24 protein-coding genes are annotated in these 21,171 nt (G+C 71.7%); 5 read left to right on the top strand and 19 right to left on the bottom strand.

The annotated features are described in order from the left end of the window. Window positions 1-139: 139 nt before the first annotated feature. The 7 genes from WBN91_RS25965 to WBN91_RS25935 all read right to left on the bottom strand — a co-directional run bounded on the left by WBN91_RS25965 (window position 140) and on the right by WBN91_RS25935 (window position 4,833). A complete protein-coding gene (locus tag WBN91_RS25965) occupies window positions 140-649 on the bottom strand; it encodes a hypothetical protein (RefSeq protein ID WP_337727069.1) in 510 nt (169 codons plus the stop codon). Continuing rightward, on the bottom strand, window positions 646-2,079 hold the full coding sequence (locus tag WBN91_RS25960) for a DUF58 domain-containing protein (protein ID WP_337727070.1): 1,434 nt from the start codon (window positions 2,077-2,079) through the stop codon (window positions 646-648). The genes WBN91_RS25965 and WBN91_RS25960 overlap by 4 nt, the downstream gene beginning before the upstream one ends. Continuing rightward, window positions 2,076-3,035 (bottom strand): AAA family ATPase, encoded by a 960-nt coding sequence (locus WBN91_RS25955; protein ID WP_443217804.1) that lies wholly within the window; start codon window positions 3,033-3,035, stop codon window positions 2,076-2,078. The genes WBN91_RS25960 and WBN91_RS25955 overlap by 4 nt, the downstream gene beginning before the upstream one ends. 11 nt (window positions 3,036-3,046) lie before the next feature. Next, window positions 3,047-3,523 (bottom strand): hypothetical protein, encoded by a 477-nt coding sequence (locus WBN91_RS25950; protein WP_337727072.1) that lies wholly within the window; start codon window positions 3,521-3,523, stop codon window positions 3,047-3,049. Beyond that, on the bottom strand, window positions 3,520-4,191 hold the full coding sequence (locus WBN91_RS25945) for a DUF4129 domain-containing protein (RefSeq protein WP_337727073.1): 672 nt from the start codon (window positions 4,189-4,191) through the stop codon (window positions 3,520-3,522). The genes WBN91_RS25950 and WBN91_RS25945 overlap by 4 nt, the downstream gene beginning before the upstream one ends. A gap of 67 nt (window positions 4,192-4,258) precedes the next feature. Further along, window positions 4,259-4,423, bottom strand: a complete 165-nt coding sequence (locus tag WBN91_RS25940; protein WP_337727074.1) for a hypothetical protein — start codon at window positions 4,421-4,423, stop codon at window positions 4,259-4,261. Beyond that, the gene (locus tag WBN91_RS25935) at window positions 4,399-4,833 is read right to left on the bottom strand and encodes an SAM-dependent methyltransferase (protein ID WP_337727075.1); all 435 of its coding nucleotides are present in this window, start codon (window positions 4,831-4,833) and stop codon (window positions 4,399-4,401) included. Before WBN91_RS25935 ends, WBN91_RS25940 begins: the two co-directional genes overlap by 25 nt. Window positions 4,834-4,897: 64 nt before the next feature. Between WBN91_RS25935 and WBN91_RS25930 the strand changes: the two genes are divergently transcribed. After that, a complete protein-coding gene (locus WBN91_RS25930) occupies window positions 4,898-5,485 on the top strand; it encodes a helix-turn-helix domain-containing protein (RefSeq protein ID WP_337727076.1) in 588 nt (195 codons plus the stop codon). A 3-nt stretch (window positions 5,486-5,488) separates the two neighbouring features. Here the strand turns inward: WBN91_RS25930 and WBN91_RS25925 are convergent, their stop codons facing one another. Then, the gene (locus WBN91_RS25925) at window positions 5,489-6,187 is read right to left on the bottom strand and encodes a uracil-DNA glycosylase (RefSeq protein WP_337727077.1); all 699 of its coding nucleotides are present in this window, start codon (window positions 6,185-6,187) and stop codon (window positions 5,489-5,491) included. Between the two features lie 30 nt (window positions 6,188-6,217). Here WBN91_RS25925 and WBN91_RS25920 point away from each other — a divergent pair, with 30 nt between their 5' ends. Beyond that, window positions 6,218-7,708 (top strand): S10 family peptidase, encoded by a 1,491-nt coding sequence (locus tag WBN91_RS25920; RefSeq protein ID WP_337727078.1) that lies wholly within the window; start codon window positions 6,218-6,220, stop codon window positions 7,706-7,708. A gap of 57 nt (window positions 7,709-7,765) precedes the next feature. Here the strand turns inward: WBN91_RS25920 and WBN91_RS25915 are convergent, their stop codons facing one another. The 5 genes from WBN91_RS25915 to WBN91_RS25895 all read right to left on the bottom strand — a co-directional run bounded on the left by WBN91_RS25915 (window position 7,766) and on the right by WBN91_RS25895 (window position 13,259). Beyond that, the gene (locus tag WBN91_RS25915; protein ID WP_337727079.1) at window positions 7,766-8,758 is read right to left on the bottom strand and encodes an ABC transporter ATP-binding protein; all 993 of its coding nucleotides are present in this window, start codon (window positions 8,756-8,758) and stop codon (window positions 7,766-7,768) included. Beyond that, window positions 8,751-9,731 carry an ABC transporter ATP-binding protein gene (locus WBN91_RS25910; protein ID WP_337727080.1) on the bottom strand — a complete coding sequence of 327 codons (981 nt, stop codon included), beginning with the start codon at window positions 9,729-9,731 and terminating at the stop codon, window positions 8,751-8,753. Before WBN91_RS25910 ends, WBN91_RS25915 begins: the two co-directional genes overlap by 8 nt. Window positions 9,732-9,742: 11 nt before the next feature. Further along, entirely contained in the window at window positions 9,743-10,648 is a 906-nt protein-coding gene (locus tag WBN91_RS25905; protein WP_337727081.1) for an ABC transporter permease, read from the bottom strand. Then, on the bottom strand, window positions 10,641-11,564 hold the full coding sequence (locus tag WBN91_RS25900) for an ABC transporter permease (protein WP_337727082.1): 924 nt from the start codon (window positions 11,562-11,564) through the stop codon (window positions 10,641-10,643). The genes WBN91_RS25905 and WBN91_RS25900 overlap by 8 nt, the downstream gene beginning before the upstream one ends. A gap of 69 nt (window positions 11,565-11,633) precedes the next feature. Further along, a complete protein-coding gene (locus WBN91_RS25895) occupies window positions 11,634-13,259 on the bottom strand; it encodes a peptide ABC transporter substrate-binding protein (protein ID WP_337727083.1) in 1,626 nt (541 codons plus the stop codon). Window positions 13,260-13,408: 149 nt separating this feature from the next. On the opposite strand from WBN91_RS25895, the gene WBN91_RS25890 reads away from it, so the two are divergent. Then, window positions 13,409-13,651 (top strand): hypothetical protein, encoded by a 243-nt coding sequence (locus tag WBN91_RS25890; RefSeq protein WP_337727084.1) that lies wholly within the window; start codon window positions 13,409-13,411, stop codon window positions 13,649-13,651. A 10-nt stretch (window positions 13,652-13,661) separates the two neighbouring features. On the opposite strand, the gene WBN91_RS25885 is transcribed toward WBN91_RS25890, so the two are convergent. The 6 genes from WBN91_RS25885 to WBN91_RS25860 all read right to left on the bottom strand — a co-directional run bounded on the left by WBN91_RS25885 (window position 13,662) and on the right by WBN91_RS25860 (window position 19,901). Beyond that, window positions 13,662-14,612 (bottom strand): Ppx/GppA phosphatase family protein, encoded by a 951-nt coding sequence (locus tag WBN91_RS25885; protein WP_337727085.1) that lies wholly within the window; start codon window positions 14,610-14,612, stop codon window positions 13,662-13,664. A 64-nt stretch (window positions 14,613-14,676) separates the two neighbouring features. Continuing rightward, window positions 14,677-16,077 (bottom strand): lytic transglycosylase domain-containing protein, encoded by a 1,401-nt coding sequence (locus WBN91_RS25880; protein WP_337727086.1) that lies wholly within the window; start codon window positions 16,075-16,077, stop codon window positions 14,677-14,679. A gap of 112 nt (window positions 16,078-16,189) precedes the next feature. Further along, a complete protein-coding gene (locus tag WBN91_RS25875; protein ID WP_337727087.1) occupies window positions 16,190-16,681 on the bottom strand; it encodes a DUF501 domain-containing protein in 492 nt (163 codons plus the stop codon). Then, window positions 16,678-17,337 (bottom strand): FtsB family cell division protein, encoded by a 660-nt coding sequence (locus WBN91_RS25870; RefSeq protein WP_337727088.1) that lies wholly within the window; start codon window positions 17,335-17,337, stop codon window positions 16,678-16,680. The genes WBN91_RS25875 and WBN91_RS25870 overlap by 4 nt, the downstream gene beginning before the upstream one ends. Then, on the bottom strand, window positions 17,337-18,623 hold the full coding sequence (gene eno, locus WBN91_RS25865; RefSeq protein WP_337727089.1) for a phosphopyruvate hydratase: 1,287 nt from the start codon (window positions 18,621-18,623) through the stop codon (window positions 17,337-17,339). Before eno ends, WBN91_RS25870 begins: the two co-directional genes overlap by 1 nt. A gap of 9 nt (window positions 18,624-18,632) precedes the next feature. Beyond that, a complete protein-coding gene (locus tag WBN91_RS25860; protein ID WP_337727090.1) occupies window positions 18,633-19,901 on the bottom strand; it encodes a cytochrome P450 in 1,269 nt (422 codons plus the stop codon). A 14-nt stretch (window positions 19,902-19,915) separates the two neighbouring features. On the opposite strand from WBN91_RS25860, the gene WBN91_RS25855 reads away from it, so the two are divergent. Both WBN91_RS25855 and WBN91_RS25850 read left to right on the top strand, forming a co-directional pair. Continuing rightward, window positions 19,916-20,620, top strand: a complete 705-nt coding sequence (locus tag WBN91_RS25855) for an alpha/beta fold hydrolase (RefSeq protein ID WP_337727091.1) — start codon at window positions 19,916-19,918, stop codon at window positions 20,618-20,620. Between the two features lie 65 nt (window positions 20,621-20,685). Continuing rightward, the gene (locus tag WBN91_RS25850; protein WP_337727092.1) at window positions 20,686-21,063 is read left to right on the top strand and encodes a tetratricopeptide repeat protein; all 378 of its coding nucleotides are present in this window, start codon (window positions 20,686-20,688) and stop codon (window positions 21,061-21,063) included. The last annotated feature ends 108 nt before the right edge of the window (window positions 21,064-21,171 follow it).

Raw genomic sequence — 21,171 nt, 5'->3', positions numbered from 1 at the left:
GGCCCCGTTGTGACCACAGTCGCCGGGTGATGAGCGACACTCAGCGCGCTGACCAGCGGCAGTGCGCCACCCGGGGGTGAACGTGCTGAGAGGAACGATCCAGAAGCTCAGCTCCGGCTGAGTGATCGAGACGCTTCTCTCAGCTCCGCCGGCGCAGCAGGACGACCGCGCCGATCACCAGACCGGCTGCACACGCCAGGCCGATCACCTCGACGACGGCGTCCGTCCGGCCGCCCGGCAACAGGAGCAGGAGACCCGCCGAAACGAGTACACCGGCCTGCACCGCCGCGTACCTCAGGGCGGCCGGACGCAGGGCGGACGGGTGAATTCGACTCCGGGTCGGCACAAGCGCTGCGTAAGCGCACAGCAGGTGCAGCAAATGGACCAGCGCGACCAGCACGAGCACCGCCGGCCGCACCGGCTCGCCCCCGAGCACCACCAACGCGACCGGTGGATAGGCGACGAGGAGCGCGGCGGCGGCCGAAGCGGGAATGGCGGCGGCCACCGCGGTCAGACCGACGTACAACACCAATGGAGTAACCATCACTCCTTCGGCGTAAAGAACGCCGGCGGTCGCCAAGCCGACCACTCCGATGGCCGCGCGGAACACCCATCCGGGCCACCCGCGCCGCAATTCGACCGTCGTCATCTGCGCACTCCCGGCCGGGCGGCTTCGCGCAGGACCGCCGAGATCGTCGCCGCCCGCGCGTCCCACGTCACCACGGCCACCCCGTGCCGTCGCATGGCCTCCAAACGCACCTCGTGCTCCAACCTCAGCACGTGGAGGGCGGCAGCGCCCCACGGCGTGTCCCGGTCCGGCAGCAGGTCTTCAGGCAGCACGTCCACCGCGAGCACCACGTGACCCCGGCGTGCGGCGTGCACGGACAGCTCGACCGCGTCGGCGTCCAGGAACGGCGACAACACCACCACCAGCGCCCCGTGCGGCAACTGCTCCCGCCGCAGCACCGGCTTCTGCGCCCACCCCGCCGACCGCGCGCACACCACGAGCTGGTTGCGCAGCCGCAGCAACTGCCGCCGGCCCGCGCCCGGCCGCACGGACAGCTGCGGCCGGCCCAGGTCCACCAGCCCGACCCGGTCGCCCTGCCGCAGGTACCCGGCCGCCAGCGACGCCGCCGCCCGCACCGAGAGGTCCAGGCTGCCGCCGGGCCGCATGGTCCGCGCACCGCCCGAGTCCCAGCCCGCCCACGTGGCGCCCGGGTTCCCACCCGCCCACGCGGTCCGCGCCGCGAGGTCCAGGCCTCGGCCCGCCCGCGCGCCCCGCGCCTTCCCGCCGGGGGTCGCCACCGACCACGAGCCGACGTCCCGGTCGACGTCGAAGCGGGTGTCCAGGGCGAGCACGACGTCCGCGTCCGCCTCGGCGTGGTGCTCGCGGACGTGCAAGGCGCCCGCCCGCAGCGACACCCGCCAGTCCACGCGCCGCAGCCGGTCGCCCGGCTGGAACGCCCGGATGTCGCGCAGCTCCACCGAATCGCCCGGCCGCCGCGCCCGGTGCGCGCCCACCAGGCCGCGTGCCCGCGCGGGCAGCAGCCCGGCCGGGAGCTGGTGCACCGGCGGCAGGATCACCCGACCGCGTTCGGTGCCGGTCACCGGACCGAACACCAGCAGCCCGTCGGGACCCGCCACGAGGTGGTCGGGCCGCAGGTCCACGCCCTCGCCCCAGGCGTCGCGGCGCAGCACCACCTCCACCGCGCGCGTCGACGCGGGCAGCAGGTGCACCGGGCCGAGGCCGGGCCGGTCCACCGGCAGCCGGATCGCCACCACCTCGGCCCCGCTGCCCGCGTCCAGCTCGACCGCGGACTTCGCCGCGCCGACCTCGCCGGTGCGCGGCAGCCCGCGCACGGTCACCACGGGTTTCCCGCCGACCTTCGCCACCAGCGCGACCAGGGTCGAGATCAGCAGCGGCGCGCCGAACAGCACCAGCTCGACCCGGTGCAGCAGCCCGCCGACCACGACCAGCCCGACCCCGAGGGCCGCGCCGCGCACCAGGGCGTCCGTGGGGTGCCAGTGCGAGCCGCGCCCGCCGGTCAGGGCCTGCTTGATGCGCTCGCCGCGGGTCATGACCGGCTGCTGACCGGCCCGGGGACGCGGCCGAGCAGCTCGGTGACGACGTCCACGCCGGCCACCCCGGAGGTCCACGTCTCCGGCCGCAGCGTGAGCCGGTGCGCCAGCGCCGGGACCGCGCACTCCTTGACGTCCTCGGGCAGCACGAAGTCCCGCCCGTCCAGCACCGCCAGCGCCCGCCCGACCAGCACCAGGGCCTGCGCGCCGCGCGGCGACGCCCCGACCTCCACGGCCGGGTGCGCGCGGGTCGAGGCGGCGAGGTCCACGCAGTAGCGCAGGACGTCCTCGTCCACGGCGACCTGCTCGACGCCCCGCTGGAGCTCGAGGAGCCGGTCGGTGTCCAGGACGGGCTCGACCTCGGTCTCCTCGCGCTGCCGGGCCAGGCGGCGGCGCAGCACCTCGACCTCCTCCTCCGGCGGCGGGTAGCCGATGTCCAGGCGGAGCAGGAACCGGTCCAGCTGCGCTTCGGGCAGCGGGTAGGTGCCCTCGTACTCGACGGGGTTCGCGGTGGCCAGCACGTGGAAGGGGCGGGGCAGCGGGAAGGTGCGGCCCTCGACCGTGACCTGGCGCTCCTGCATGGCCTCCAGCAGCGCGGACTGGGTCTTGGGCGGGGTGCGGTTGATCTCGTCGGCCAGCAGCAGGCCGGTGAACACGGGGCCGGCGCGGAAGTGGAAGTCCCGGTCGCCCGGGTCGTAGAGGAAGGAGCCGGTGACGTCGGCGGGCAGCAGGTCCGGCGTGCACTGGAGGCGCTTGAAGTCCAGCCGCAGGGCCTGCGCGAGCGACCGCGCCATCAGCGTCTTGCCCAGGCCGGGCACGTCCTCCAGCAGCACGTGGCCGCCGGCGAGGATCGCCGCCATCGCCAGCCGCAGCGACCGCTGCCGGCCGACGACGACGGTGCCGACGGCGTCGAGGACCGACTTGGCCTCGATGCCGATGCGGGTCGCGGAGGTCACGGGCGCGGAGGTCACAGGCGCTCCAACAGCTCGGCGAGCCTCGTGGGCTCGGGGAGGGTCGCCGCCGGGTCGGTGACCAGGCGGTGCAACTCGGGGCCGAGGGCCGCGGCGGCGCGCGGGTCGGCGAGGTCGGGGATGTCGTGCCGCTGCCGCAGCCGGGCCTCGACCAGGCGGCGCAGGCGGGGCTGGACGCGCAGGGTGAACCGGTCGTGGTCGATCGCGGCTTCGGCGAAGCGGCTCGCCAGGGTGCTGGCGTGCGAGGTGGTCGCCGCGGACGGGCCGGCGGGCGGCGGCGCCCACACGACGTCCGTGGCCCGAGGCAGGCGGACGACCAGGACGCCGAGCGCGACGACGGGAACGGCGACGAGCACGGCCCAGTGCAGCGGGGCGCCGACGCGGGTGAGCGTGAACGCCGTCGCCACCCCGGCCACGGCCCCGATCGCGACGGCCGCACCCATGCCCAGCAGTGGCCGCATGGGTTCGCTCACGTCCGGCTCCCCTCCAGGTCGCGCACGATGTGCTCCAGGGCGTCGCGCGCGGTGCGGGCGTCGTCCTCGGTCACCTCGGCCGTCCCGAACCGCGCCCGCTGGTAGGCCTTCCGCAGCGCGCCGGTCGCCGTCTCGTCCACGGCGTGCCGGGCCAGCAGCGCGCCGGTGAACTCGGTCGGCGTCTGGTGCGGCAACCGCGCCGCCCCGCTGTCCGCCGCCGCCTCCTCCAACCACAGCCAGGCGGCCACGACGGCGTCCCGCGGCGGACCCCCGGTGCGCCGGTCCATCTCGTCCAACGCCCGCCGTGCACCCTGCACCAACAACTCCGGCGCCCGGCTGTCGGCGCCGTCCATGACGTCGACGACCTTCCCCACCGACGCGGCTCTCCGCCGCCGCCACCGCGGCAACCCCAGCGAGAGCAGCAGCACGAGAAGGCCGATCATCACGATCCCGATCACCACGACGGCCAGCACCACCAGCGACCCGCCCACCACCGAGCCGCGCTCGGCGTCCTCGGTTTCGTCCACCAGCGTCTTGGTGACGACCGGCGCGGCCTCCGGCGTCGAACTGCCCGCGTCGTACGGCACCGGCGACGTGCCCCGCGCCGCCAGCGCGACGACGACCAGCGCCAGTCCCACCAGGAGCGCGAGAACGAGCCGTGGCCTCATGGCAAGAGGATGCCTGCCGAAGTGCGCGAACGCCCGCCTTTTGCCACAACGCAGGCGAACAGCACCGCTATGACGCGCCATCGTCGCTCGGCCGCCGAGCGGCACCCGCTCCGACGAGCAGGCCCAGCAACGTGATCGGGTCGGTCCAGCCCCGCTCGGGGCCTTCGTGGAGGACGAGGACGAGACCGAGCACGGCGACCGAGGAGGTCAGCGAGCCAACGACATCGACCACCGCCGGCGCGGGTCCTCGATGGTCGCGTCCGCGGGTGACGACAGGTTCGTGCTCACGGGTTCCCTTTCGAGCGGGCTAGCGGCGGCGGCGTAGTGGGTCGTGACCAGGTCGAACCGCGTGTCCGGAGCCCAGGCGCCCAGGTCCGCCTCGACCCACCGCAAGCGCTCGGACACGCCGTTCGCCGTCGCGCGCTCGGCGGCGCGGGCGAGTGCCTCGGACGAGATGTCGGCCGCGGTCACCTGCCAGCCGCGCGAGGCCAGCCAGATCGCCTCGGCCCCGGTGCCGCAGCCGGCGTCCAGCGCCGTGCCCGGCGCGAGTCCCCCGGCCTCGGCGACGAGGTGCGGGTTCGGCGGGTGCTCGCCCGTGGAGCCCTGCCAGTGCTGCTCCCAGTACCGCTTGTCGAACGTCATGGGGCGATCGTGCGGAGCCAGGGCAGAATCGGCAAACCCTGTTGCCGAATGGCAAAATGGCCGCATGGACGACGCGGCGGAACGTGCACTCGACGCACTCGGGCCGAGGCTCAAGCGGCTGCGGCAGGGACGGGACCTCACCCTGGCCGATCTCGCCGACGAGACGGGCATCTCCGTCAGCACGCTGTCCCGGCTCGAGGCCGGGCTGCGGCGGCCCACGCTCGAGCAGCTCCTGCCGCTCGCCCGCGCCTACGGGGTGACCCTCGACGAGCTGGTGGACGCGCCGCCGACCGGCAACCCGAGGATCACCCTGCGCCCGATCGCGTGCGGCGACGGCTCGGTCATCCTGCCGCTGACCCGCCGGCCCGGGGGCGTCCAGGCCTACAAGTTCGTCCTGCCCCGAGGGGACGACTCCGCCCTGCCGGACCTGCGCACCCACGAGGGCCACGACTGGGTCTACGTCCTCAACGGCACGCTGCGCCTGGTCCTGGGCGAGCACGACCTCCGCCTCGAACCCGGGGAGGCCGCCGAGTTCGACACCCGCACCCCGCACTGGTTCGGCGCCACCAGCGCCGGTCCGGTCGAGTTCCTCAGCCTGGTCGGGCGGCAGGGCGAGCGCGCGCACGTCCGCGCGATCTCCAAGGCCACCTGACGGTCAGAGCCCGGCGGCTCGGGCGGCTCGGCTCAGCACGTCCTCCAGCATGGCCGGGGTCAGCCTGCCGGTGAACGTGTTGTGCGGGCTCACGTGGTAGCTGCCGAACAGGTGCAGCGGCGGGCCGTCGTCCTGGGCGGCCAGGGTGTGGGAGACGCCGTGGCCGAAGACCGGGCGTGGGCGGGGGACCTGCCAGCACGACGCCAGGACCGGCAGCAGCGCCTGCCAACCGAAGCCGCCGAGCACCACCACCGCGCGCAGGGTCGGGCGGAGCAGTTCCAGTTCGGAGATCAGCCACGGCCGGCAGTTGTCGCGTTCCTCGGCGGTCGGCTTGTTCTCCGGCGGCGCGCACTTCACCGGGGCCGTGATGCGGGTGCCGTACAGCTCCAGGCCGTCGCCGCGCCGCACGGACGTCGGCTGGGACGCCAAGCCCACCGCGTGCAGGGCCGCGTACAGGAAGTCGCCGGACGGGTCGCCGGTGAACATCCGGCCGGTGCGGTTGCCGCCGTGGGCGGCCGGGGCGAGGCCCACCAAGGCCAGCCGGGCGTCCGCGGGGCCGAACCCGGGCACCGGGCGCGCCCAGTACTCCTCGTCGGCGAACGCGGCCCGCTTGACCCGCGCCACCTCCTCGCGCCACGCCACCAACCGGGGGCACGCCCGGCACGTGACCACCCGGCGGTCCAGCTCGGAAAGGCTGCGCATCGGACCGTGCCCCAACCGTAGAGTTCGACCATGACCGACAAGGACACCGAGGACGGCAAGCCCCCGGTGACGGGGAACGGCGACGCGGGGAAGGACACCCCGGCCGACGACCTCGTCACCACCCAGCACAGCACCACCGTCAAGCGGCGCAAGTTGAACTACACCGCGACAACCGGTCGGGTGGTGCTGCGGCAGGAAGTGCACACCGACGGCAAGTTCGACGGCCACCTCGCCAAGGCCGAGGTGTTCCTCACCGCGTACACGCTCGACGGCGCGGACCCGGCCAAGCGGCCCGTGACGTTCGCGTTCAACGGCGGCCCCGGCTCCTCCAGCGTGTGGCTGCACCTGGGCCTGCTCGGCCCGCGCCGGGTGGTCTCCGGTGACGTGGGCGAGCTCGTGCCCCCGCCCTACGAGCTGGTCGACAACCCGGAAACCCTGCTCGCGCACAGCGACCTGGTGTTCATCGACCCGGTGTCCACGGGCTACTCCCGCGCGGTCAAGGGCGAGAAGCCGGGCGAGTTCCACGGGTTCCAGGGGGACGTCGAGTCGGTCGGCGAGGTGATCCGCCTGTGGACCTCCCGCCACGGCCGCTGGCTGTCCCCGAAGTTCCTGGCCGGCGAGTCGTACGGCACGACCCGGGCGGCGGCGCTCGCGGAGCACCTCCAGACCCGCTACGGCCTGTACCTCAACGGCATCATGCTCATCTCGTCCGTGCTGGACTTCGCCACGCTGGACTTCAGCGAGGGCAACGACCTGCCCCACACGCTGTTCCTGCCGACCTACGCGGCCATCGCCCACTACCACGGCCTGCACGGCGACCGCCCGCTCGACGAGGTCCTGGCTGAGGCGGAGGACTTCGCCTCCCGCGACTACCCGTGGGCACTGGCCCGCGGCCACCGCCTCACCGACGAGGAACGCGCCGCCGCGGTGGCCAAGCTGGCCTCCCTCACCGGTCTGTCCGAGGACTACGTGGACCGGGTGGACCTGCGCCTGGAGCACGTCCGGTTCTTCACCGAACTGCTGCGCTCGCAACGCCGGATCGTGGGCCGCCTGGACTCCCGCTTCTCCGGCCCCGACTCGGACTACGGCCGCGAACAGTTCAGCGAGGACCCGTCCTACTCGGCGATCCTCGGCCCGTACACGGCCGCCCTGAACCACTACCTGCGCGCCGAACTGAACTACGAGAACGACCTGCCGTACGAGATCATCTCGCGGACCGTGCACCCGTGGTCGTTCAAGGAGTTCGAGGCCCGGCACGTGACGGTGGCGGACAAGCTGGCGTCGGCCATGCGCGCCAACCCGGACCTGAAGGTCCACATCGCCTACGGCCACTACGACGGCGCAACGCCCTACTACGCCGCCGAACACGTCGTGGCGCACCTGAAGGTGCCGAAGGAACTCCTGGACAACATCGAGCACGCCTACTACCCGGCGGGCCACATGATGTACGTGCATGAGCCGAGCCGAGTGCAGCAGTCGAAGGACCTGGCCAAGTTCGTGCAAGGGGCTTCCAACCGCTGACGGTATGGGGCACCGCGCAGGCCCCCGGTGAGCGATCGCCGGGGGCCTGTCGCTTTTCTACGGCACCACCGAGCGTTCCTCGGCGAAGTGGCAGGCGCTCGGGTGTCCGCCCCGGTCGATCAACGCCGGTTCCTCGGTGGCGCAGACGTCCTGGGCCTTCCAGCACCGCGTCCGGAACCGGCACCCCGAGGGCGGGTCGATCGGCGAGGGCACGTCGCCGGTCAGCCGGATGACGTCCCGCCGCCCCCTCAGCGCCGGGTCCGCCACCGGCACCGCCGACAGCAACGCCTGCGTGTACGGGTGGGTGGGGTGGTTGTAGATCTCGTCCTCGGTCCCCGTCTCCACGATCTTCCCCAGGTACATCACCGCCACCCGGTCCGACAGGTGCCGCACCACGGACAGGTCGTGGGCGATGAACACGTACGCCAGGCCGAACTCGGATTGCAGCTGCGCCAACAGGTTCATCACCTGCGCCTGGATGGAGACGTCCAGCGCGGACACCGGCTCGTCGCACACGATCACCCTGGGCCGCAACGCCAACGCGCGGGCGATCCCGATGCGCTGCCGCTGCCCGCCGGAGAACTGGTGCGGGTACCGGTTGATGTGCTCGGGGTTCAGGCCCACCACGTCCAGCAGCTCCCGCACCCGCCCCGCCCACGACCCCTTCGGCGCGACCTCCGGGTGGATCTCGAACGGCTCCCCGACGATGTCGCCGACGGTCATGCGGGGGTTCAACGACGTGTACGGGTCTTGCAGCACGATCTGCATGTCCCTGCGCAGGCGCTTCAAAGCGTTGCCCCGCAAGGAGAACATGGGCTGCCCGGCGAAGAACGCCTCCCCCGACGTCGGCGGTTCCAGGAGCATCAGCACCTGGGCCAGGGTCGACTTGCCGCACCCGGACTCGCCGACCACCCCGAGCGTCTCGCCCTCCCCCAGCGTGAACGACACCCCGTCCACCGCGCGCACGTGGCCGATGGTCTGCTTGAACAGCACACCGCGCTTCACCGGGAAGTGCTTGACCAGGTCCCGAACCTCCAGCAGGTCAGCCACGGACGACCTCCTCCGCGAAGTGGCACGCACTGGTCCGCCCCAACCCCAACCGCGCCTGACCGGGCACTTCGGCCTGGCACACGTCCTCGGCACGCGGGCAGCGCGGGTGGAACGGGCAGCCCGGCGGGATGCGCAGCAGGCTCGGCGGCAGGCCCCTGATGGTCTCCAACGCCGTGCCCTTGGCGTCGATCCTGGGCAGCGACCGCATCAGGGCCGCCGTGTACGGGTGCCCGGGATTGCGGAACAACGACAGGGCGTCGGCCTGCTCGACGATCCGGCCCGCGTACATGACGACGATCCGGTCCGCGACCTCCGCCACCACGCCCAGGTCGTGCGTGATCAGGACCAACCCCATGTGCCGTTCGCGCTGGATCTCCGCCAGCAGGTCCATGATCTGGGCCTGCACGGTGACGTCCAGCGCGGTCGTGGGCTCGTCCGCGATGAGCACCTCCGGGTCCAGGGCCAGCGACATCGCGATCATCGCCCGCTGCCGCATACCGCCGGAGAACTGGTGCGGGTACTCCCGCACGCGTTGCCGCGCATGGGGAATCCGCACCAGGTCCAGCAGCTCGATCGCACGCGCACGGGCGTCGGCGCGGCTCATGCCCCGCCTCAGCCGCAGTTGCTCCTCGATCTGGAAACCCACCGTGAACACCGGGTTCAACGCGGACAGGGCGTCCTGGAAGATCATCGCGATGCCCTCGGCCCGCACTTCCCGCCGCCGGTCGTCCGTGGCCGCGAGCAGGTCCTCGCCGTGGAACCGGACCGCGCCCCGCGTCACGAAAGCCGGTGGCGTGTCGAGGATGCCCATCACCGCCTGCGCGGTCACGGACTTGCCCGACCCCGATTCCCCCAGCACCGCAAGGGTTTCCCCGGCGTCCACGTGGTAGCCGACGCCGTTGAGGACCCGCGCCACGCCGTCCCGCGTGCGGAACTCGACGTGCAGGTCCTCGACCTCCAGCAAAGCCGTCACGACACCGCCTCCTAGCGCAGCTTCGGGTCGAGGGCTTCGCGCACGGCGTCGCCCAGCATCACGAACGCGAGCACGGTCGCGGTCAGGAACCCGGCCGGGAACAGCAGGGCGTGCGGCGCGACGCGCAGGTAGTCCTTGGCGCTGTTGATCATCACGCCCCACGACACGACCGGCTGCCGCAGCCCGATGCCCAGGTAGGACAGCGTCGCCTCGGCCCCGATGAACGCGCCCAGCGCGATCGTCGAGTACACCAGCACCGGCGCGACGCAGTTGGGCAGCATGTGCTTGGCGATGATCCGCCCCGGCTGCGCGCCCAGCGCCCGCGCCGCCTTGACGTAGTCCTGCTGCTTGGCCGCGATCGCCGTGGACCGCATGATCCGCATCGCCACCGGCCACGACAGCACCGCGATGGACAGCACCACCTGCGCCACGATCCGCACCGGACCGGCGTCCCCGCCCGCGTTCAGCGTGGTCAGGATGACGATCGCGCCCAGCACGAACGGCACGCCCACGAAGATGTCCGCCACCCGCGACACCACCGCGTCCAGCCACCCGCCGTAGAACCCGGCCAGGATGCCGATCGTGGCGCCCGTCAGGACCACGCCGATCGTGGCCAGCACGCCGACCACGATCGACGCGCGGGCGCCGTGGATGACCCGCGTGTAGATGTCGTAGCCCTGGTTGTCGTACCCGAACCAGGCCTCCGCCGACGGCGGCTGCCGGCTGCGCGACAGCTGCGCCAGCCCGGGGTCGCCGGAGGTGAACAGGGACGGCGCCGCCGCCATCAGCACCACCAGCAGGATCATCGACACCGACACCCAGAACAGCGGCCTGCGCCGCAACTCGTGCCAGGCGTCGCCGAACAACCCGCGCGGCCGGTCCCGGTCCGTCGCGAGCACCGCCATCTGGTCAGTCATAACGGATCCTCGGGTCCAGCACCGCGTACAGGAGGTCGACCAGCAGGGTCATCAGCAGGTACACCAGGACCAGCACGGTCACCACGCCGGTCACCATCGCGCCGTCCTTGGTCAGGATCGAGCGGAACACCAGCCCGCCCACGCCGGGCACGTTGAAGATGCCCTCGGTGACGATCGCGCCGCCCAGGAACGCGCCGAGGTCGGTGCCCAGGAACGTGATCACCGGGATCAGCGAGTTGCGCAGCATGTGCACGCCCACCACCCGCTTCTGCGGCAACCCCTTGGCCAGCGCGGTCCGCACGTAGTCCGCGCGCTTGTTCTCGGCGATGCCCGCGCGGGACAGCCTGGCCACGTACGCCATCGACAGCGAGGCCAGCACGAAGCCGGGCACGATCAGGTTGCCGATCGTGGGCGAGGTGACCGTGGGCGAGATCAGCCCGAGCTGGAGGCCGAACACCAGCTGCACCACGTACCCGGTGACGAACACCGGGATGGAGATCAGGAACAGCGTGGACACCAGGACCAGGCTGTCCAGGAACCCCCGGTTCCGCAGGCCGCTCACCACACCGGCGGTGATGCCGATGACGGCCTCGATGAGCAACGCGACCAGCGCCAGCTTGAGCGTGACGGGGAAGGTGGCGGCGATCCGCTCGCCGACGCTCAGGCCCGCGGAGGTGAGCCCGAAGTCGCCTCGCAGCAGGTTGCCCAGGTACTTGCCGTACTGGACGACCAGCGGGTCGTCGAGGTTGAACTTGTCGCGCATGGCGGAGACGTAGGCCTCCGGGCAGTCCCGTTCACCGCACTTGCCTTCGAACGGATCACCGGGGACGGCCCAGACGAGTGCGTAGATCAGGAAGGTCGTCCCGATGAACACCGGGATCATCTGAAGAAGTCGACGCAACACATAACGGCCCATGTGCGGCCCTCTTTCAGGCGGCGGAAGGGCCGGCCCGTGCTTACCCGGACCGGCCCTGCTCGCGGAACGTCAGCCGACGACTTCCACGCTGTCCAGGTCGAGCTTGCGGAACGGGTGCAGGTTGGCCACCTTGAGCCGGTCGGACTTGCCGGCGATGGTGTTCTGCGTCCACAACGGGATGACCGGCATGTCCGGGGCCATCATCTTCTCGGCCTCCAGGTACAGCTTGATCGCCTGCTCCTCGCTGGGCGCCTTGTCGGCCTCCGCCAGCTTCGCATCGAACGCCGGGTTGGAGTACAGGCCGTCGTTGGACGAGGAACCGGTGCGGTACAACGGGGTCAGCCAGTTCTCGATCGACGGGTAGTCCGCGATCCAGCCCGCCCGGTACATGCCGGTCATCTCGTGCGCGTTCACCTTCTGCCGGAACTCGCCGAAGCTGGTGGACGGCACGAACCGGGCTTCCACGCCGAGCGTGTTCTTGATGCTGTTCGCGACCGCCTCGGCCCACTCCTGGTGCCCGCCGTCGGTGTTGGACAGCAGCACGATCTCGCCGGTGTAGCCGGACTTCGCGAAGGACTCCTTGGCCTTCTGCGGGTTGAACGTGCAGTACTCGCCGCACTGGCCCTTCTGGTAGCCCTTCATCAGCGGGTGCACCCAGCCGTCGGCGGGTTTGCGCGTGCCCTCGAAGATCCGCTGGGTGATCTCCTCGCGGTTGATCGCCATCGAGATCGCGCGGCGCAGGTCGACGTTGTCGTAGGGCTCGAGGTAGAAGGGGAACGCGATCGTCTGCATGTTCAGCGTCTCGCGCTGCACCACCCGGTCGCCGAGGTCGGTCTCGTACTTCTGGCCCGCGAGCGCGTTGGGCGGGAGTTCCTCCATGAAGTCGAGGTTGTTCGCCACGAGGTCCGCGTAGGCCGATTCACGGCTCTGGTAGACCTTCAGCGTCAAGTCCTTGAACTTCGGCTTGTCCACGCCCTTGTAGTCGTCGAAGCGGGTCAGCTTGATGTCCGTGCCGACGTTGCGGGAGGCGAACTTGAACGGGCCGTTGCCGATCGGCGCGGCCTCGAAAGCCTTCTGGTCCTTGAAGAACGCCTCCGGCAGCGGCGCGAAGACCTCGTAGCCGATGGTCACCGGGAACACCGAGAACGCTTCGGACAGCGTGATGGTGAACGTGTGCTCGTCGACGACCTTGAGGCCGGAGAGCTTGTCGGTGGCCGGTTTCGGCGCTTCCTGCGGGCCGTCCGGTCCGTCGGGGTCCTTGGGGTGGACGGTCTCGTAGCCCTCGATCTGGGAGAAGAAGCTGGCGCCCTGCGTGGCATTCGGGCCGTAGGCGGTCCAGTTCCAGGCGTCGACGAAGCTCTTGGCGGTGACCGGGGAGCCGTCGTGGAACGTCCACCCCTTCTTGATGGTCACGGTGAACAGCTTGGAGTCCTTGGTGTCGATCTTCTCGGCCATCGCGTTGACCGGCTGCGCGTCCTCGGCGCGGTACTCCACCAGGCCCGTGAACAACGCGTCGATGACCCGGCTGCCGCCCGCCTCGGTGGTGTTGCCGGGCACGAGCGGGTTCTCGGGATCGGTGTTGAAGATGGTGATGCCGGCGTCGGTGTTCGTGCCCGTCTGGGTCTGCGCGGCCCCGCAGCCCGCGGCGACGAGCACCGTCGCCAGGGCTAAGGGGACCAAAGGTGCACGTGACATGCGTCCTCCCACCTGTTCGGGGGTAACCGAGCAGAGTCGACCGCTTCCACAGCGTGTGGGAGGACGCTATTAGGCCTGTGGTGCGGGCCACATGGGTGAAGTGATCACAACCTAGTTACGAACAATCCCAATTGACGCAAGGATGAGGTATGAAGATCGGCTCGCCCGCGCAGCCCACGCCACCTGGACTGGACCATTCGTGCACCGCACCCGGCCGGGACTCTGCCACCGCGCGCGAGGCGCGCACCGACCTCGCGGAAGCCTGGGAGGAGTCCGCCGACCTGCTGTTGGCGCGCGAAGCCGAAGCGGTCCTGGCCGAAGGAGGTCCGACCGTGACGATGGCCGAACTGGCGGCCGGCCCCTTCGCCGACGACGCTGACGGCCAGGGGTGAGGTCCGCAGGTCAGGTCAGCGAGAAGGCGATGCCATCCAGGATGTCGTGCTCGCTGGCCACCAGTTCCGTGATCCCCTGCGCCGCCAAGTGTTCCGCGATCGTCCGCACCACCAGCGCGCCACCGTTGATCACGTCCACCCGCCCGGGGTGCATCGGCCCCAGCGCCGCCCGCTCGTCGTGGGTCATGGTCAACAACCGGGCGGTGACCTCGCGGATCTGGTCAATGGACAGCCGGGCCAGGTGGATCTGCTCCGAGTCGTAGACCGGCAGCTCCTTGGCCAGGGCCACCAGGGTGGTCACGGTGCCGGCCACGCCGATCCACGAGTTGGCCTTCGCCGTGGGCACCGCCTCGAACGCCTCGGCCAGCACCTCCGACGCGACCGCGACCGCCCGCTCGACCTGGGCGGCCGTGGGCGGGTCGTCGGGGAGGCAGCGTTCGGTCAGGCGGACGCAGCCGATGTCGACCGAGCGCGCGGCCTCCACCTCGCCCGCCACGCCGTCCCACGAGCCCAGCACCAGCTCCGTGGACCCGCCGCCGACGTCGGCCACCAGGAACGGCCCGTCCGCCGGGTCCAGGTCCGCCACGGCGCCGGTGAACGATAGCGCGGCCTCCTCGTCGCCGGTGATGACCTCGGCCTCGACGCCGAGCACCTCGCGGGTCATGCCGAAGAACTCGTCGCGGTTGGCCGCGTCGCGGGTCGCGGAGGTCGCCACCATCCGGACGCGTTCGGTGCCCTTGCGGCGCAGGATGGCGGTGTAGTCGACCAGGGCGGCGCGCGTGCGGGCGAGGGCTTCGGGGTTGAGGACACCGGTCGCGTCCACGCCGGCGCCGAGCCGGACCACGCGCATCTCGCGGTGCACGTCCCGCAGCCACCGCGACCCGTCGTCCGCCGCGGTCACGTCCGCCACCAGCAGGCGGATCGAGTTCGTCCCGCAGTCGATCGCGGCCACCCGCGCCATGCCGTCGCCTCCCGGAAGTCGACACCGTCCGAGCGGAAACCTACGCGGCCACGGCGGGGAGGGGTCAGGCGGGCTTCATGCTCGACGTGGTCGTGGCGGACGCCGAGTCCGCGGAGGAGGACGTGGTGTCCTCGGAGCGGGTGGTGGTCCCGGCGTCGGTCGTGCCGGCCGGGCTGGTCTGCTCCACCGACGACGCGCTGGTCTGCGGCGCGGTCGACTGCTCCGACGTGCTCGCCGGCGTGGAGGCCTCGGTGGTGGTGGTCGGGGTCGTCGACGGCGTGGTGGTCGTCGGCGTCGTGGTCGTCGTGCAGCCCGGCGCCGGCGGGGTGGTGGTGGTCGGCGTCGTGGTGCTGGGCGTGGTGGTCGGCGTCGTCGTGGTCGGGCAGGACGGCGTCGGCTCCAGCGTGATCGTCGTCGGCGAGGTGCTCGGCGACGTGGTCGTCGTCGGGTTCGAGGTCGACGACGACGGCGGGTTGGTGGTGCCCGGCTGGCCCGGCGTCCCCGGCTGACCCGGGGTGCCCGGCTGCGGGCTGCCGGGGCTGGTGACCGGGGCGTAGTCGTCGTCCGAGCCGATCAGACCGGGCAGCGGCGTGACGCCGTGGGCGTACGCGTCGGCCCAGTACAGGACCGTCCGCACGTACTCCTCGGAGTGGTTGTAGCGGAACACCGCCCGCGCCCGCTGCTGCGGGTCCTCCAGGTTCGCGCCGCCCGCGCACAGGTAGTTGCCCGCGCCCACGGTGGCGTCGAAGACGTTGTTCGGGTTGGTCTCGCCGTCGCCGTTGCCGTCCGCGGCGTACCCGGCCCACGTGGACGGGATGAACTGCATCGGGCCCACCGCCCGGTCCCACGTGCCGTCGCCGTCGTACCGGCCGCCGTCGGTGTCGCGGATGGCCGCCATGCCCGGACCGCCGTTGAGCACCGGGCCCAGGATCGGGTGCACGGTGGTGCCGGCGGCGTCCACGCGCCCGCCGCGGGCGTGGCCGGACTCGATCCGCCCGATGCCCGCCAGCAGCGACCAGTGCAGCTTGCAGCCGGGCGTGGTGGCGGACAGGCGGTTCGCGGCCTTCATGTACGCGTCGAGCATGACGCCCGGGATGCCCAACTGGCCCGGCGAGGTCTCGCCGTCCAGGCCGTCGAACGGGGACAGGTCGTCGCCGAACTCCGACGGGTCGGCGGCCTCCGCCAGCAGCGAGGCGCTCAGCTCGTCGGCCTCGGGCAACCGGCCGTTGACGCCCAGCGCGCCCGAGTCGCTCAGGCTGCCCAGCACGTCGCCCGCGCCCGGCGGGACGGCCTCGATGTCCGACCGGCCGGAGATGTTGACCCAGTCGATGCCCGCCGTGGTGTGCACGAGAACCGGCACCAGCATCGCGCACGTCGCGGTCGCCGCCAGCCCCCACTGTCGGGGCGTCAGCGTGGCCTGACGTAGTGCTTTGCGCTTGCGTCCCCGTCGCTTCGGCACAGCCACGAACTCCACTCCTCGGCGATTCCCGCTTCGGCCCCGACGACCAGCGTGCCTGATCCAAACGGCCGTGTCACGGTCCCGGGTCCGTTCTCTGTCCGGAGAACTGCCCCTACGGTCAGTTTTTCACCTTTGACGCGCAATTCCCGCTCGGCCACTCGTCGGCGAGCAGCGCGAGGGCCTCGTCGCCGAAGGGGTTCACCCCCGGGCCGGCGGCCAGCGCGTGCGCCACGTGGACGTGGAGGCACTTCACCCGGCCCGGCATGCCGCCCGCGGTGACGGTCGTGCCGAGCGGTTCGATCGCGTCCCGTTCAGCCAAGTACGACTCGTGGGCGCGGTGGTAGTGCTGCGCCAATTGTTCATCCGTCGCCAGCCGATCGGTCATCTCCTTCATGACCCCGGCGCTCTCCAGCCGGCTGACGAGGGAGTTCAGGCGCGGGCAGGTCAGGTAGTACAGGGTGGGGAACGGGGTGCCGTCGGGGAGGCGGGGACTGGTCTGCACGACCGCCGGGTGCCCGCCGGGGCACCGCGCCGCCACGGCGCGCATGCCGCGCGGGGTGCGTCCCAGCTGCTCGGCGACGATCGCCTTGTCCTCGTCGCTCACCGTCATCGTGCCGCCACCGAATCCCACAGTTGCTCGTACCAGGCCTTGTCCGCCGCCGGCGCCGCCGCCGGCCGCTCGTCTTCCAGTTTCCGCTCCGCGTCGCCGGGCAGCTGCACGACGTACGGCGTCTCCCCGGGTCGCACGTAGTGCAGTCGCCTGCGCGCCTCGGCCTCCAGGTGGGCCGGGTCGGCGAGCTCCTGCTTGCGCCGCTCCAACTGGGAGACCTCCGCGCGCAGGGTCTCCTGCGACGCGGTCACCTCCCGCAGCTCCTCGCGCTGGGCGAGGTAGGTCCGCAACGGCACCGCGATGCTCAGCGCGAGCGCGCACACCACCATCGCCAGCAACGCCGCCCGGCGGGTGCCGGTCATGCCGAACGCGCCACCGGTGCCCTCCCGGCTCCGCGCCCTGGACTGGGGCCGAGCCGCCCGAGCCGCCGCACGGGCCGCCTGGGCCGCCGCACGGGCCTGCGCCGCCTTGCTCGGCCGCCGCCCGCCCTCACCGGCCGCCCCCGCACGCCCACCGCCGGGATTCGCGCCGCCCGAACCCGCCGCGCCGGCGGCTCGCCCCGCGGCCCGGCTCGTGCGGCCCCGGGTGGTGCGGTCAGGCCGGGACCCCGGCGCGGCGCCACGGCCGCGTCGGGAGCCCCGGTCCCCGTCCGCCATCAGCTCTCCGGCGTGAACCGCGGGAAGGCCAGGTCGCCGGCGTAGCGCGCGGCGTCGCCCAGGGCCTCCTCGATGCGCAGGAGCTGGTTGTACTTGGCCGTCCGCTCGCCGCGGGCCGGCGCGCCGGTCTTGATCTGGCCGACGCCGGTCGCCACCGCGAGGTCCGCGATGGTGGTGTCCTCGGTCTCGCCGGACCGGTGGGACATCATCGACTTGTAGCCGTAGGAGGTCGCCAGCGACACCGCGTCCAGGGTCTCGGACAGCGTGCCGATCTGGTTGACCTTCACCAGCAGCGCGTTCGCGGCGCGGCGGGAGATGCCCTCCTCCAGGCGCTCCGGGTTGGTGACGAACAGGTCGTCACCCACGATCTGCACCTTCTCGCCCAGCTCGGCGGTCATCTGCACCCAGCCGTCCCAGTCGTCCTCGGACAGCGGGTCCTCGATGGACACCAGCGGGTACGAGGCGACCAGCTCGGCGTAGTAGCCGGTCATCTGCTCGGCGCTGCGCTTGGTCTTCTCGAAGGTGTAGGCGCCGTCGGAGAAGAACTCGGTGGCGGCCACGTCCAGGGCCAGCGCGATGTCGCGGCCGGGGGTGTAGCCGGCCTTCTCGATCGCCTGGAGGATCAGGTCCAGCGCGTCGCGGTTGCTGGACAGGTTCGGCGCGAAGCCGCCCTCGTCGCCCAGGCCGGTGGCCAGGCCCTTGCTCTTCAGCACGGACTTGAGCGCGTGGTAGACCTCGGCGCCCCAGCGCAGGGCCTCGCGGAAGGAGTCCGCGCCGATCGGCGCGATCATGAACTCCTGGATGTCCACGTCGGTGTCGGCGTGCGCGCCGCCGTTGAGGATGTTCAGCATCGGCACGGGCAGGACGTGCGCGTTCGGGCCGCCCACGTAGCGGAACAGCTCCAGGCCGCTGGACGCCGCCGCCGCCTTCGCCACCGCGAGCGACACGCCGAGGATGGCGTTCGCGCCCAGGCGGGACTTGTCCGGCGTGCCGTCCAGGTCGACCAGCTTCTGGTCCACCACGCGCTGCTCGACCGCCTCGATGCCGACCAGCTCCGGCCCGATCTCGTCGAGGACCGCCGTGACCGCCTTCTCGACGCCCTTGCCCAGGTAGCGCTTGCTGTCGCCGTCCCGGAGCTCGACCGCCTCGTGCTCACCGGTCGAAGCCCCCGACGGCACCGCGGCGCGCTCCAGCGTGCCGTCGTCCAGCGCCACCTCTACCTCGACGGTGGGGTTGCCTCGCGAGTCCAGGATCTCGCGAGCGCCGACCTGCTCGATGACCGCCACGTGCGCTCCCTAGTCAGACCTTTGCTTTACCGATGAGGAGCCTAGTTGGTGACCCACGGGTAGGCGTTTGACCCCGTTCTGGAAGTTCGACCGCAGCCGGATCGGCTCACCGGCGGGCACCAGCACACCCGGAAGGTCGAGCACCGCCCCGAAAAACGCACGTAGTTGCACGCGGGCCAGGTGAGCGCCGAGGCAGAAGTGCGGGCCGTGGCCGAACGACAAGTGGTCGACGTCACGACGCCTCACAGCGAACCGGTGGGGGCCTGTGAACACCCGTTCGTCACGGTTGGCGGAGACGAACCAGACGACGACCTTGTCTCCCGCGGCGATCTTGGTGCCAGACAGCTCGGTGTCCCGCGTGGCGGTGCGCCGGAAGTGCATGACCGGCGTCCACCACCGCAGCATCTCCTCGACCGCGTTCGGGAGGAGGGAGCGGTCGCGTTTCAGCAGGTCGTACTGGTCGGGGTGGGTCATCAGCGCGATCATCCCGCCGGGGATGCCGTTGCGGAGCGTCTCGTTGCCCGCGACCGAGAACAGCCAGAACAACGTCTCGAACTCCTCCACGGCCACGTCGTGCCGCATGAGGTTGCTCATCACGTCGTCACCCGGTTCCCGGCGCTTCAGCTCGCCCAGGGCGTGCGCGTAGGCGAGGAGGTCGGGCATGCCGTGGCGGGAGCGCGGGTCGGGCTGCGGGTCGGGGCGCAGTTCGAGGGCTTTCAGCGCCATGTCCGTCATGCCGGTGGTGTCGCTCGTGCTGTGGGCGTAGTCCTCGTCCTGGTAGCCGATGACCCGGTTGCTCCAGTCGAACATCAGCGCGCGGTCCTGGTGGGGGACGCCGAACACCTCGGCGAGGGTCAGCAGCGGGAGGTCCGCCATGCTCTTGGTGAAGTCGTGGACGCCCGGTTCGGCGAGCGGGATGACGAGTTTTCGAGCCCACTGCTCGATCTTGGTTTCGAGGTTGGCGATCGCGCGGGGCGTGAAGGCCTTGGTGAGCAGGCCGCGCAGGCGCGTGTGGTCGGGCGGGTCGGTGTTGAGCATCATCCGGCGCACGTAGGCGAGGTCCTCGGGCGTGGCCGGGTCGCGGATCTGGGTGCCGCCGAGCCAGGAGGAGAACGTGCCCGGGTTCTTGAGGACCGTGCGGACGTCGGCGTGGCGGAAGACGTGCACGGTGTCGTCGGTGCGGAGGGTGTCGTGGGCGCGCAGCCTGGCGAACACGTCGTGGGGGACGCCGGCGGTGTAGGTGTCGGGGTCGACGATCACCTCTGCGTCGGTCGGCATGGCACGATTCTCGCGTGATCCACGTGGAGCGCGGCGGTTCCGGACCACTGCTGGTCCTCCTGCACGGTTTGGGCGCCACCGGCGAGGTGTGGCGCGGGGTCGTCGACCGGTGGCCCGGTTCGTGGCTCGTGCCCGACCTGCCCGGCCACGGCCGATCCGGACCGTTGGAGCGGTACTCGTTCGGCTCGTTCGCGGCGGCGGTGGCGTCGGTGGTGCCCGCCGGTCCGGTTGCCGTGCTCGGTCACTCGCTGGGCGGGGTGGTCGCGCTGACGTTGGCCAGCGGGTGGTTCGGCGTGGACGTCTCGGCGGTCGCAGGGTTGGGCATCAAGCTCCGGTGGACGCCCGAGGAGCTGGAGCGCGCCACCGGCCTCGCCGCGCGCCCGTCGAAGATCTTCGAGACGCGCGCGGAGGCCGTCGAGCGGGCGTCGAAGCTGGCCGGTGTGCCGCTGGAGCACGGCGTCGTGCCGGACGGTCCGGGGTGGCGGCCGGTGCTCGACATGGCCGCCTTCGGCGTGGGCGCACCGGACGTAGAGGGCTTGCTGGCGGCGTCCAAGGCACCGGTCGTGCTGGCCGCCGGCGAGCACGACCACATGTGCCCCGAGGCAGACCTGCGAGCGGCCTCGCCGGGTGGAATGGTGCTGGCAGGAGTGGGTCACAACGCCCACGTGGAGCGGCCGGAGTCGATCGACCCGGTGCTGGCGGAACTGGGCGGGTCGTAGCAGAGATCCTGTCATCCGGTCGGCTGTCGAGGAACGGCCGACGCGCGGGTAGCGTTGATCGGACCATGACCGACAGCACCTTCGAGGCGTTCCGCCGAGCCGAGGCGCTGCTCGCGAGCCGCCGTCCCCTGGAGGCGCTGCGCGAGCTGGCAGTCGTGCTCGAAACAGCGGGCGACCAACCGAGCGTGCAACTGCTGGCGGGTCGTGCGTACTTGGGATCGGCGCAGCTCAAGCGGGCCGAGGAAGCGTTCCGGAAGGTGCTGGAGCTGGATCCCAGCGACTACTACGCCCGTTTTGCGTTGGGGCGGACGCTTCAGCGCCAGAGTCGGTTGCCGGAGGCTTTGGCACAGCTGCGGATGGCGGCGGCTATGAACCCGACTCCGGAGTACCAGGAAGCGTTGGGCGAGGTCTCGGCCCGCTTGGCAGTGGAACGCGACCGCTGACGGCACGGTTCTTGGCGCGCGCTGCGCGCCTTTTCGCGCGCGGAGCGCGCGGTAGGTGTTACCTACAAGTGGAGGGCCTCGGTTCCCCCACCGTATGGCCTGCCCGAA

Origin of the sequence: Saccharothrix sp. CCNWYY140 (assembly GCF_037401995.1) — a bacterium.
Taxonomy (GTDB): domain Bacteria; phylum Actinomycetota; class Actinomycetes; order Mycobacteriales; family Pseudonocardiaceae; genus Actinosynnema.
Note: the sequence above shows the minus strand (reverse complement) of the source record. Positions and strands in the feature narration are given on the sequence as shown.